This is a genomic window from Parendozoicomonas sp. 2304DJ65-17, assembly GCF_058148445.1.
The window spans coordinates 427,584-440,263 of sequence record NZ_JBYVJV010000002.1; the positions used below are offsets into that span (position 1 = coordinate 427,584).

Here is a 12,680-nt window from a genome sequence, read left to right on the forward strand (position 1 = left end):
TCCAAGTTCTTCTGGAAGAGCTTTTCTAAAAGAATGAAGCTATGCCAAAAGAATTCAGTAGAACCCAGCGTGTAGGTGATCAGATTCAGCGTGAGCTGGCGACTATTCTGCAGCTGGAAATGAAGGATCCCCGTCTCGGTATGGTTACTGTGAGCGGGGTTGATGTGAGTCGGGATATGTCTTTTGCTACCGCTCACGTGACGTTTCTGGGTATTGAAGGTCCGGAAGCTATTAACGAAGCTGTTGAAGTATTGACTGAAGCGGCGGGCTTTCTCAGAACTGAGCTGGCTCACCGTATGCGCATGCGTTTCACGCCTCAGCTGCGCTTTCGTTATGACGAAAGCCTGGTTCGTGGTCGCCGTTTGTCCTCTCTTATTGATGAGGCACGCACGGAAGATGAAAGCAATGTGAAGGATGATGAGGAGAGTCGTTAATGTCACGACGCAGACGTTTCCGCGGCCGTCTGGTCAGCGGTATTGTGGTTGTTGATAAGCCAATTGGTGCCTCATCCAACGAAGTTCTTCAGCAGGTTAAAAGACTCTATGGTGCAGCCAAGGCTGGCCATACAGGTAGTCTTGACCCTCTGGCAACAGGTGTTCTGCCAGTGTGTCTGGGTGAGGCAACGAAGTTGTCTCAATACCTGCTGGACTCTGATAAGAGCTACCGGACAACGGCCAAACTTGGTATTCGCACCAACACTGGTGATGCAGAAGGTGAGATTGTTTCTGAGCGTCCTGTGGCCGTAACCGAATCCGACCTGGAGCCGGTGCTTGCCAAGTTTCGAGGGCCTATTGAGCAGGTTCCTTCTATGTTCTCGGCGATTAAGCACAATGGTAAGCCGTTGTACCAATACGCCCGTGAAGGTATTGAGATTGAGCGTAAGTCCCGCAAGGTGAATATTTACCGGCTGACTCTCCTCGAGTTCCGTGGTGATGAAATGGTTCTGGAAGTTGATTGCAGCAAGGGTACGTACATTCGTAGCCTGGTTGAAGATATCGGTGAAATGCTGGGCTGTGGTGCTCATGTTGCAGAACTTCGCCGTTTGAAGGCAGGCCCTTATGAAGAGGTTCAGTCCCATACCATTGAATCTCTGGAAGAGGTTCGTGAAGGTGGTGGCCATGCAGCGCTGGATAATCTGCTGTTGGAACAGGATTCTGCTGTAAGTCACTGGCCAGCCGTTATGCTGGGTGAATCCAGTAGTTTTTACCTAACTCAAGGGCAGTCTGTGCAGGTGTCGCGGGCACCAACTTCCGGTTTTGTGCGTATCTACCGTCAGGTAGAGGGTGCTCCCAATATTTTCCTGGGTATCGGTGAGATTCAGGATGATGGTCTGGTTGCGCCACGCCGTTTAGTGGCTAACCGCGACAACTGATCGCAATTCCGGGGTGAATAATCCGGAATATGGGTTTAGAATACCGCTTTTGCCGTGAGAGATATTCTCTCCGGTGTGCTCAGGGTGGCTGTTAATATGCGCGGCTATCCCCATGTTCAATGCATATTATTGATTGGAGTTACAAAATGTCTCTGACTGTAGAGCAAAAAGCTGAGATCGTTGCTAAGTACGGCCGTGGCGAGAACGACACTGGTTCCCCTGAGGTTCAGGTTGCTCTGCTGACCGCTAACATTGAAGGTCTGCAGTCTCACTTCAAGGCTCACATCCACGATCACCACTCCCGTCGTGGTCTGATCCGCATGGTAAACCAGCGTCGTAGCCAACTGGACTACCTGAAGAAGAAAGACGTTGAGCGCTACCGCGCTATCATCAAGAGCCTGGGCCTGCGTCGCTAAGACTCTTGGTATCGTTTCTTTTCGCCGGCGTTGTTCGGTGAGTTGGGCGATTCAATGCCGAAGGCTGCATGGTCTTCGGCTTGTTTGTATCAACTGCTTTCAAAAGTGGGAGATATGAACGGCTTAACACCGCTTCCGGAAACCTTTTGGGTTAATGGCAGCGGTGTTTTGTTATAACAGTTTTATGTTATTCATGCTGTTTGTTGGATGAGTAACAAGTTAAGAGCCGCGATGGATAGCATGCTCTCTGTCCGGTGCGAAGGGAATGATAGCCATGGGGGCTGTTTTCTCTTATTTGACTGACTGATCACGGACTTGTAAATCAGGGTGCAATCCAGAGGGTGGTGGGAACGGCTTAAAGTTACGAAGGCCGCTCTGTGGATTGCATCCCAATCAATGCGGAGATTTTTTTTGTTGTGAAAATATCCGTTATGAAAGTTGCGTAGTCGGTCAGGTACGATGAAATGTTGAAAGGAAATAATCGTGAAACCTGTAACTAAGACTTTTGAAATTGGTAACCAGCGGGTTACTTTGGAAACTGGCCGGGTTGCCCGTCAGGCTGATGGTGCTGTACTGGCAACCATGGGTGAGGTGGTTGTTCTGGCCACTGTTGTTGGTGCGCATTCTGCTAGAGAAGGACAGGACTTCTTCCCTCTGTCTGTTCATTATCAGGAAAAGGCATACGCGGCTGGTAAAATTCCTGGTGGCTTCCTGAAGCGTGAAGGTCGTCCAAGTGAAAAAGAAACTCTGACTTCACGTTTGATCGACCGTCCTATTCGTCCTCTGTTCCCTAAGGGTTACATGAATGAAGTTCAGGTCATCATTACTGTTCTGTCTACTGACAAGAAGAATGATCCAGACATTCTGGCTATGATCGCTACTTCCGCGGCTCTGGCTATCTCCGGCATTCCTTTTGCTGGCCCTATCGGTGCAGCCCGTGTTGGTTTCAATGAAGAGAAAGGCGGCTACCTGCTGAACCCAAGCTATGAAGAGCTGCAGGAATCTGAGCTGGACATGGTTGTAGCCGGTACTGCTAACGCTGTACTGATGGTTGAGTCTGAAGCCAAAGAGCTAACTGAAGACGAAATGCTGGGTGCAGTACTGTTTGCTCAGGAGGGTTACAGCGCCGCTGTTACCGCTATCGGCGAATTTGCTGCTGAAGCTGGTAAGCCTCAGCGTGAGTGGAACCCAGTTCAGGAAAATACTGAGCTGCGTGATGCTGTTCAGGCTGCTTTCGGCGGCAAGATTGCTGACGCTTACGCTGTCCGTGAAAAGCAGGTGCGTAACACCACTCTGGGCGAAATCCGTGACGAAGCTGTTGCGCTGCTGGCTACCGAAGATGGTTTTGCAGCTGGTGATGTTGCCGGCATGTTCGGCAAGCTGGAAAAAGCTCACGTTCGTAGCAATATTCTGGATGGCAACCCTCGTATCGATGGTCGTGACACTAAGACTGTTCGTCCTCTGCATATCGAAGTGGGTGTTCTGCCAAAGACTCACGGTTCTGCCCTGTTCACCCGTGGTGAAACTCAGGCCATGGTAACCACCACTCTGGGGACAACCCGTGATGCACAGCTGATCGATGCGCTGGAAGGTGAAAGCCGCGATGCATTTATGCTGCACTACAACTTCCCTCCTTACTCCGTAGGTGAGTGTGGTCGTATGGGTGGGGTTGGTCGCCGTGAAATCGGTCATGGTCGTCTGGCTCGCCGCAGTGTTGCAGCTCTTCTGCCTAATGAAGAAGAGTTCCCATACACTCTGCGTGTTGTGTCTGAGATTACTGAGTCCAACGGCTCCAGCTCTATGGCTTCCGTATGTGGTACTTCTCTGGCTCTGATGGATGCTGGCGTGCCTCTGAAGGCTCCTGTTGCTGGTATCGCCATGGGTCTGATCAAGGATGAAGATGGTCGCTTCGCTGTTCTGACTGATATTCTGGGTGATGAAGATCATCTGGGCGACATGGACTTTAAGGTTGCCGGTACTTCTGAAGGTGTTACTGCCCTGCAGATGGATATCAAGATTCAGGGTATCACCGAAGAAATCATGGAAATCGCGCTGGAGCAGGCAATGCAGGCTCGTCTGACCATTCTGGAGCAGATGAACCAGGTTATCGCGACTCCTCGCACCGAGCTGAATGAAAATGCACCAATGACTATGACTCTGAAGATTCATCCGGACAAGATTCGTGATGTTATCGGTAAGGGTGGTGCAACCATTCGCGGTCTGTGTGAAGAAACCGGAGCTTCTATCGATATCGCTGATGACGGTGTTGTTAAGATCTACGGCGAAAACAAAGATGTTTGTCAGGCGGCTTACGACAAGGTTCACGGTATTACCGCTGAAGCTGAAGTTGGCAAGATTTACGAGGGTACTGTTGCCCGTATCGTTGAGTTCGGTGCATTCGTAAACATTCTGCCTGGTCGTGATGGTCTGGTTCACATCTCTCAGATTGCTGAAGAGCGTGTGAATAATGTCAGCGACTACCTGACTGAAGGTCAGAAGGTGAAGGTTGTGGTTATGGATGTAGATAACCGTGGCCGCATCAAGCTGAGCATTAAAGAGCTGGCTAACATGCAGGATCAGGAATAATTATTTCTGATAGCTTGAATCTTCTTTAAACCCACAAAGGCGACTTCGGTCGCCTTTGTTGTATCTGGATTGTGGATAAAGTGGTAGTGCGCAGGTTGGGTTAGACGCGAAGTGACGTAACCCAACAAGGATGAAAGCCGCAATGATTGCGTGAAAACGAGAGTGTTGCGTTGGGTTACGCTGCGCTAACCCAATCTAGGGTGGTTGGTTGAATGTCATGCATAAAAAAAGCACCAGGAGGTGCTTTTTTTATGGGCTGGACTTGCAGATTACTGCTCGTCCAGGAAGCTCCGCAGGTGGTCGGAGCGGGTTGGGTGGCGAAGCTTGCGCAGAGCCTTCGCCTCAATCTGACGAATACGCTCACGGGTAACGTCGAACTGCTTACCAACCTCTTCAAGGGTGTGGTCAGTGTTCATGTCGATACCAAAACGCATGCGCAGAACCTTGGCTTCCCGTGCGGTCAGGCCACCCAGTACGCTGCGGGTTGCTTCACGCAGGCCTTCAGAGGTTGCAGAGTCCACTGGGGAGTGGATTGTGGTATCTTCAATGAAGTCGCCCAGATGGGAGTCTTCGTCATCACCAATTGGCGTCTCCATAGAGATAGGCTCTTTGGCGATTTTGAGTACCTTGCGAATCTTGTCTTCAGGCATTTCCATGCGCTCTGCCAGTTCTTCAGGTGTGGGTTCGCGACCCATTTCCTGCAGCATCTGGCGAGAGATACGGTTCAGTTTGTTGATCGTTTCGATCATGTGCACCGGAATGCGAATGGTGCGAGCCTGGTCGGCAATAGAGCGGGTAATTGCCTGACGAATCCACCATGTTGCGTAGGTGGAGAACTTGTAACCACGACGGTATTCAAACTTGTCCACAGCCTTCATCAGGCCGATGTTGCCTTCCTGGATCAGGTCGAGGAACTGGAGGCCGCGGTTGGTGTACTTCTTGGCGATGGAGATAACCAGACGGAGGTTGGCCTCAACCATTTCCTTCTTGGCGCGACGTGCACGAGCTTCACCGATAGACATCTGACGGTTAATGTCTTTGATGTCAGACAGTGGCAGGCCAATGTCGTCCTCTACGGCTTTCAGCTTGCGCTGGGCTCTCAGGATTTCAACTCGCTGTACCTTCAGGCCTGTAGCGTTATCCGGGAAGTCGGCGCACAGTTGATCCAGCCACTCGAGGTTGCTTTCGTTGCCAGGGAAGCGGCTCAGGAATGATTTCCGAGGTAGCTTGGCGCGACGAATGCAGAGCTGCATGATGGTTTTTTCGTTGGTGCGAATCTGGTCGAGTGCGTTGCGAACCCGGAAGATCATCAGGTCAGTTACGCGAGGTATCAGCTTGATGGCAACGAACAGTTCCGCGGCAGCTGCCAGAGCGGCTTTGGCTTCAGGGCTCTTGCGGCCATGGGTTTCGATAGCTGCAGCAGCAGCCTCGTGGGCTTCAAAGAGTTCGCCGAAGCGGATACGAGCTTCTTCGGGATCTGGGCCGGTGTTTTCTTCTTCCTCGTCATCATCGTCATCATCTTCCAGAGCATCCTCTGGGATGGCATCGGTGGCCTCGGCTTCAACGGGCTCAGGCTCCGGATCGATGTAACCGGTGAAGAGGTCGCTCAGGCGACCTTCTTCTTCAACAATTCGATAATAATCGTTGAGGATAAGCTGAATAGTGCCCGGGAAGTGGGCAAGGGCTGTGAAGACCTCTTTTTGGCCTTCTTCAATGCGCTTGGCGATTTTAATTTCGCCTTCACGTGTCAGCAGCTCTACGGTGCCCATTTCGCGCATGTACATGCGGACAGGGTCGGTGGTGCGGCCTGCTTCCTGCTCTACAGCGGCAAGGGCTGCAGCAGCTTCTTCGGCGGCATCTTCGTCGGTAGAGTTTTCGTCGTCACCGATAAGGAGCGCATCGCTGTCGGGAGCGGTTTCGAAGACCTGAATGCCCATGTCATTGATCATGCGGATGATATCTTCGACCTGTTCTGGATCGGAAATATCATCTGGCAGGTGATCGTTGACCTCCGCATAGGTCAGGTAACCCTGCTCCTTACCGCGGCTGATGAGTTCTTTCAGTCGGGATTGTTGTTGAGAATTTGCGGACATATCAACCCTTTAACAGCGAGACTCATTCGAAACGAAATGTTCTCGGCGCTTTGACAGTAAGCGGTCAATTATAGCGTACAGAGCTTGCTATATGCTATATGCCGAGTGTGCAGTTCGGCAGATAAACCAGATAAGAATTGCATTGGCTTCCCTATGCCAGTGCTGCCTTGCTAATAAGGCTGTTTGAGTAGCGCTGAAACGAGCGGCGCCACTGGGACTGATTTTGTTTATTGGGGTTGGATATTTGCTTTTCAAGCCCCGGATTTGAAATTTTATCAGTGTTTGGTTTTATTTTCCTCTGAATTTTTCTTTTCCTGTTGACTTGTCTGTCTTCTCACTAGCCATCCTTGCTTGCTTTGACTGGCTGCAAGCTTTAAACGTTCACGGTCGCTTAAAGTTGTGCTCTGAACTTCAGTTGTCAGATTTTCCAAGCACTGTTCCAGAATATGTTCGGCATTCGCAACGGGCATATCTGTTGCCATAAGCTGTATGAGGCGTTCGCCAAGCCTTGTTCCGAACCAGCTGCCAAGCACACCATAGGCGCTCTCTGCTTTGTTTCTGTGTAGGGATTCAGTTAATGCCGCAAGAAACCGGATGTCTTCATTTTCATCATTACTGTTCAGTGATTCTGGTTTGATCAGCGTTGCCAGATCAGGTCTGTCTAAAAGAAGTCTGAGGGCGCGCTGTGCTGGTTTTAATAAGATAGTGGGAACAGCTATCGGTTGTTTGTTGTTTTTAAAATCTTTCTGAAACTTGTTGCGACCTTTCTTTTTGAAAGTCTGTTGTTGACCACTCTGATCGTATTGTTCCTGAAAATCACCATGGTAAGGCTCGGCACTTTCCTGGTGGTAGGCTACTTGGTAGTGGTCAGGTGTAGTCTGTGCAGAAGCGCTCTGTGGTGCTGGAGCGTAGGCGGCACTAGTCTGCTGGCTTGATTGGACAATGGACGACACGGCATCGGTGCCAAGATCACTCAGCTCACCAAGCTTTTTTAGCATCAGACTTTTGAAGGAGCCTTCAGGCAGCTTGTGGATAAAAGGCGTGACCTTGTGAACAAGCCGAGCCTTACCATCCAAAGTTGTGGTGTCTATTTCCTGTTCGAAGTGACGGAAAAAATAATCATCAAACGGAAGTGCCTGCTGTTTGTCGTTCAGTCGTGCGCGAAATGCATCAGGTCCTTCGGTGCGTACAATGGAATCAGGGTCTTCTCCCTGAGGCAAAAACAGGAAGCGTATCTGCTTGCCGTCATCCATAACCGGAATGGCATTTTCCAGTGCCCGCCACGCAGCTTGCCTGCCAGCGTTGTCACCATCAAAACAGAAGGTCACCTGACTGGTGTGCTTGAACAGGTAAGTCAGGTGGTCAGAGCTTGTTGCAGTACCTAGAGTCGCGACGGCGTTGGTTATTCCCTGTTGGGCCAGGGCGATAACGTCCATGTATCCTTCAACAACCAGAATCTGAGTAAGATCACGGTTTGCCTGTCTGGCTTCATAAAGGCCGTAAAGTTCTTTGCCTTTATGGAAGACCGGAGTTTCCGGGGAGTTGAGGTATTTGGGTTTGTCATCACCCAGTACTCGCCCGCCAAAGGCTATAACTCGGCCTCGTTGATCCCGAATAGGGAAAATTATACGGCTGCGGAAACGATCATAAGTTGATTTGCGTTCTTCGTTCTCGACAACAAGTCCGGCGTCTTGAAGAACTCGGAGGCGCTCAGGTGTGTTACCCAGCTCTTTTATCAGGTTGTCCCATCCGGGCGGTGCATAGCCCAAGTGGAACTTAGCAATGGTTGTTTGATCAAGGCCGCGACGCTGAAGATAGCTTGCTGCTTCGTCAGACTGGTTATGGCTTTTCAGCTGGGTCGTATACCAATCTGCAGCTTTGGTGAGCAGCTTGTAGAGCGTGTCGTACTTTTCCCGCTTTTGTACGGAACCGCTTTCCCGGGGAACTTGCATGCCCGCTCTTCGAGCCAATATTTCAACGGCCTCTGGAAAATCCACATGGTCGAAATCCATCACAAAGCCCATGGCATTTCCACTGGCGCCGCAACCAAAGCAGTAGTAGAACTGTTTTTCCTGGTTGGCAGAGAAGGATGGGGATTTTTCTTTGTGGAACGGGCAAAGAGCCTGATGGTTGCGGCCGGACTTTTTCAGAGTAATACGTTCACTGATGATATCGACAATATCGGTGCGCGCCAGAAGGTCATCAATAAAGTTCTGTGGAATTAATCCGGCCATAAACTGGAATAAATGCTCGAATTGGGAATGTGGTTTTACTGCCCCAAGGTATCACGGAAGTGATAGGTGAGGGAAAGTGCTAAAAAGGTTTGGAGATTATCTTTCAGGCAGGAGGAGGGAAAATGAACCTGAGAGTTTGGCAACCCTTACAGAGGGAAGAGTGTTACTGACATCCTGCCAGCTTCACAGCTATCCCTCTGCAAGGATTTGTTGGTCTAATCTGCCGAGGTATTTTCAGACATCCTGCCCGAAAATAGAATTTGGCGGCTTAAACCGGCGCTGAATTAATACAGGCGCTCGCGACGACGCTGCTCACGCTGTAATTTCTTCAGATGGCGCTTGACTGCTGCAGCTGCCTGACGCTTGCGAACTGTAGTTGGCTTCTCGTAATGTTCACGACGGCGAACTTCAGAGAGAATACCAGCTTTCTCACAGCTGCGCTTAAAGCGACGCAGGGCAATATCAAAGGGTTCGTTTTCTTTAACTTTGACAGCAGGCATGCGGGCCTCACCTTCCTTATATATCAGTAGTTTAAAAGTAGTCGATGATCGACTCGCAAAGTACCCGACAGGATAGAAGGGCATCCGCAAAGGCGCGAATTTTAGAGGTCGCGGAGGGGCGGGTCAATAGCCATCTGTCAAGTGGTTCTGACATCGCTGTTAGCGGGATGCGCACCTAAGGCTGATCTGGCGAGTAAATGACGCTCTTCACTAAGCAGGATAGCCTGTGTTTCAGGTACTTTCTTTGGTTGGGGTAGAGTTTTGTGTACTCCTCGTGCCCGCCGCTATATTATTTCCCGCCCATCTGACACCAGAGATAGTTCCACCCCATGAAGGTTCTCGGCATAGAAACATCCTGCGATGAGACCGGTATTGCCCTTTACGACAGTGAACAGGGCCTGCTGGCTGACGCCCTCTACAGCCAGATAGATATGCATAATGATTACGGTGGCGTGGTGCCAGAGCTGGCTTCCCGGGATCACGTTCGCAGAGTTTTGCCTCTGGTTGATCAGGTTATGGAAAAAGCTGGATGCTCCCGCGAGGATGTGGATGCCATTGCTTATACCCGTGGCCCTGGGTTAATTGGCGCTCTTATGGTTGGGTCTTCTATCGCCAAGTCTATTGCATGGGCCTGGGGTATTCCCGTGATGGGCGTTCACCATATGGAAGGCCATCTGCTGGCTCCCATGCTGGAAGATACTCCCCCCTCTTTCCCATTTGTCGCTCTTCTGGTTTCTGGCGGCCATACCCAGCTTGTAGAAGTGGACGGAATCGGTGAGTACAAACTTCTGGGCGAATCTGTTGATGACGCTGCTGGTGAGGCTTTTGATAAAGCGGCCATGATGCTGGGTGAAGATTACCCCGGCGGCCCTCGTATTGCGGCTCTTGCAGAAAAAGGTGTCAGCGGACGCTTCAAATTCCCGCGCCCTATGACCGATCGCCCTGGTTTGGATTTCAGTTTCAGTGGCTTGAAAACATTTACTCTGAACACTGTGACCAAAAACGGTGGAGATCAGTGCGATGATCAGACCCGTGCTGATATTGCCCGTGCTTTTGAAGAAGCGGTTGTAGAAACTCTTGCTATAAAATGCCGGCGAGCTCTTCGTCAGACCGGTATGAAACAGTTAGTTATTGCTGGCGGTGTAAGCGCCAATAAGCGTTTACGTGAGCGTTTGGATGCCATGGTTTCCGGTGAAGGGGCTTCGTTATACTATGCCCGCCCCGCATTTTGTACAGATAACGGTGCCATGATCGCCTATGCCGGATGCCAGAGACTGGTGGCCGGGCAGGTTGATATGCCTGGTATTCGTCCGCTACCACGTTGGGCATTGTCTGAGTTACCTGCATTGTCTGAGCAGGGCACTGTTTAATCTGTCTCGATAGAGGTTTTTATGGATAAGGTTCTTATCAATGATCTGTATGTAGAAACGGTTATTGGTTTCTATCACTGGGAGCATGAAGAACCACAGCCTTTGATTATTGATTTGGAACTGGGAACGGACTTTACCGACGCCTTTACCAGCGATGATCTGGGTGATGCTCTCAACTATGCCGAGATTCGCAAGCAGATCAAAACGTTGTGTCAGGAAAGTCGCTTCCATCTTCTGGAGCGTTTAGCTGGCGCGGTAGTGACACATGTATTTCAAAGTTTTCCGGTGACTGATGTGCGCCTGAAAATTCGCAAACCCCATGCGTTACGTGACGCTGTTGCAGGCATTGAAACCTATCGTACCCGTGAACAAATGGGGATAGCCTTGCCTCAATAGGTTTCAGAAAAGGTTGTTCAAGATATGGATGTCTGTGTTACCGAAGAAGCAACCGCTCCTAAGTACCGCTATATGCTTGGTCTTGGTAGCAATGAAAAGGCAGAGGAGCGTATGCCAGCGATGGTTGATGCGCTACTTCGTAAATGCGGGGCTCTTTATCTGAGCCCTGTATGCAGAACTGCTCCTTCCCATGGTAAAGGGCCGGATTATCTGAATGCGATAGTCAGCCTTGAAAGTGTTTTGCCTCCCTGCAGTTTTCGTACTCTTTGCAAAGCTATTGAAGCCTGCCTTGGGCGTATAAGGCCTTCTGATGTCTGTGCTGCGGATATTGATATTCTTGCAGCTTGGGATCAGCCCAAAAAAATCTGCTCTGCAGCGTTTATTGATGAAGTTTATCTGCGACCAATGGCAGATGAGGTTCTTGAAAGCCTTGAGCTATATAATGGCGAGCCACTCAAGACTTCCACAGAGTTTCTTTGTGTTCCTGTGACGTTGGCTGATCAGCGTGTTGTAGGACTACGAACCATGAAACTTTCGAATTCCTAACTGTTTTCGATAGCTTCCAAACGTGCCTGTTGAATTGCAGTAGCCAATTCTTTCCCTTTTAAGCCTGTTTTAACCAGCTCCTGAATATTGACTGCTTTGCAGGTTTGCAGGTTTTCTTCCAGTTCTGCTGAGATAGTTTGGTTTCCTTTCTCTATTTCACTGAATATTTGGCATGTAACCAGAATTTGCTGAAAACGTTCTGGGCGACGAAAGCCGTCTGTTTTTTGGAGAAGGTTGAGCCGAGCTTGAGCATCAGGCTGCTGGTCAGTAAACCACTGCGGCAGAATTTTAGAAACAATCTCTGCAACTTCACGATACTGAGAAGGAATCTTCATTCTCTTGCAGAGGTTTTGCACATTTTTAAGGTTGTCTTCTTCAGTTGTGCAGATGGCACAGGCAAAACGTACTGTTGCAGGGCGATTTTCGATAGCGGCTTGCGTAAGTGCTTTAGCCGATAGGGTTTCTTTATCTTTAAACTGGTTGGCTAACTCCGGCATAACAACGCTTAAAGCATTGCACTGATGAAGTTCCTGAAAATATACAGCCGGTGTTTTGCCTTCTATTGCCCGGATTGTTTCCTGCCATACCCGCTCTGCAACAAGCCAGCTTGCTTCTCCTTCCGCAACCATCTCTTTCATTAATGCTCTGGTTTCTTCCGCAACTGAAAAATTCAGTTCATGGAAACGCGCCGCAAAACGGGCAACTCGCAGAATACGTAAAGGGTCTTCCCGAAAGGCAGGAGAAACATGGCGGAGAGTTTGTTGCTTAAGATCTTTCTGGCCATCGAAAGGATCAATTAGGCTCCCTTGGTGATCTTTGGCAATGGCATTAATGGTCAGGTCTCTGCGGAGCAAATCTTCTTCAAGAGTAATTTCTGGTGAGGTATGAAAAACAAAGCCAGCATAGCCATGGCCTGATTTTCTCTCTGTTCTGGCAAGGGCGTATTCTTCCTGGGTTTTAGGATGAAGAAATACCGGAAAATCCTGGCCAACGGGGCGAAATCCCGCTTGCAGCATATCTTCTGGCGTTGCGCCGGTAACTACCCAGTCTCTGTCTTTCACGGGTAGTCCAAGAAGTTCGTCACGTACAGCACCGCCTACCAGGTAGGTTTTCATCCACAGCTCTCAAAAAGGTTTAATGTTCTTATCTTATCATGGGGGGGAGGCT

Annotated in this window: 11 protein-coding genes; 7 read left to right on the forward strand and 4 right to left on the reverse strand. The window is 49.9% G+C overall.

The genetic code is table 11. The annotated features are described in order from the left end of the window. Window positions 1-41: 41 nt before the first annotated feature. The 4 genes from rbfA (at window position 42) to pnp (ending at window position 4,374) form a co-directional block, all read left to right on the forward strand. A complete protein-coding gene (gene rbfA, locus ACY2RR_RS06885; protein ID WP_490107401.1) occupies window positions 42-434 on the forward strand; it encodes a 30S ribosome-binding factor RbfA in 393 nt (130 codons plus the stop codon). Then, window positions 434-1,372: a tRNA pseudouridine(55) synthase TruB gene (gene truB / locus ACY2RR_RS06890; RefSeq protein ID WP_490107402.1), complete on the forward strand. Its 939-nt coding sequence runs from the start codon at window positions 434-436 to the stop codon at window positions 1,370-1,372. The genes rbfA and truB overlap by 1 nt, the downstream gene beginning before the upstream one ends. Window positions 1,373-1,518: 146 nt before the next feature. Further along, on the forward strand, window positions 1,519-1,788 hold the full coding sequence (rpsO, locus tag ACY2RR_RS06895; protein WP_490107403.1) for a 30S ribosomal protein S15: 270 nt from the start codon (window positions 1,519-1,521) through the stop codon (window positions 1,786-1,788). 483 nt (window positions 1,789-2,271) lie between these two features. Next, window positions 2,272-4,374, forward strand: coding sequence for a polyribonucleotide nucleotidyltransferase (gene pnp, locus ACY2RR_RS06900; protein ID WP_490107404.1), 2,103 nt, complete (start codon window positions 2,272-2,274; stop codon window positions 4,372-4,374). Between the two features lie 269 nt (window positions 4,375-4,643). Here the strand turns inward: pnp and rpoD are convergent, their stop codons facing one another. From rpoD to rpsU, 3 genes are all read right to left on the reverse strand, one after another. Beyond that, on the reverse strand, window positions 4,644-6,467 hold the full coding sequence (gene rpoD, locus ACY2RR_RS06905; RefSeq protein ID WP_490107405.1) for an RNA polymerase sigma factor RpoD: 1,824 nt from the start codon (window positions 6,465-6,467) through the stop codon (window positions 4,644-4,646). Between the two features lie 275 nt (window positions 6,468-6,742). Further along, window positions 6,743-8,701: a DNA primase gene (dnaG, locus tag ACY2RR_RS06910; protein WP_490107406.1), complete on the reverse strand. Its 1,959-nt coding sequence runs from the start codon at window positions 8,699-8,701 to the stop codon at window positions 6,743-6,745. A 284-nt stretch (window positions 8,702-8,985) separates the two neighbouring features. Beyond that, window positions 8,986-9,201 (reverse strand): 30S ribosomal protein S21, encoded by a 216-nt coding sequence (gene rpsU, locus ACY2RR_RS06915; RefSeq protein ID WP_087105766.1) that lies wholly within the window; start codon window positions 9,199-9,201, stop codon window positions 8,986-8,988. Window positions 9,202-9,530: 329 nt separating this feature from the next. On the opposite strand from rpsU, the gene tsaD reads away from it, so the two are divergent. The 3 genes from tsaD to ACY2RR_RS06930 are packed head-to-tail and all read left to right on the forward strand — an operon-like array spanning window position 9,531 to window position 11,513. Further along, on the forward strand, window positions 9,531-10,571 hold the full coding sequence (tsaD, locus tag ACY2RR_RS06920) for a tRNA (adenosine(37)-N6)-threonylcarbamoyltransferase complex transferase subunit TsaD (RefSeq protein ID WP_490107407.1): 1,041 nt from the start codon (window positions 9,531-9,533) through the stop codon (window positions 10,569-10,571). A 21-nt stretch (window positions 10,572-10,592) separates the two neighbouring features. Next, the gene (gene folB / locus ACY2RR_RS06925) at window positions 10,593-10,967 is read left to right on the forward strand and encodes a dihydroneopterin aldolase (protein ID WP_490107408.1); all 375 of its coding nucleotides are present in this window, start codon (window positions 10,593-10,595) and stop codon (window positions 10,965-10,967) included. 24 nt (window positions 10,968-10,991) lie between these two features. Beyond that, window positions 10,992-11,513 carry a 2-amino-4-hydroxy-6-hydroxymethyldihydropteridine diphosphokinase gene (locus tag ACY2RR_RS06930; protein WP_490107409.1) on the forward strand — a complete coding sequence of 174 codons (522 nt, stop codon included), beginning with the start codon at window positions 10,992-10,994 and terminating at the stop codon, window positions 11,511-11,513. Here ACY2RR_RS06930 and ACY2RR_RS06935 read toward each other — a convergent pair. After that, entirely contained in the window at window positions 11,510-12,628 is a 1,119-nt protein-coding gene (locus tag ACY2RR_RS06935) for a multifunctional CCA addition/repair protein (RefSeq protein ID WP_490107410.1), read from the reverse strand. The two genes, ACY2RR_RS06930 and ACY2RR_RS06935, sit on opposite strands and share 4 nt — an antisense overlap. Window positions 12,629-12,680: the final 52 nt, after the last annotated feature.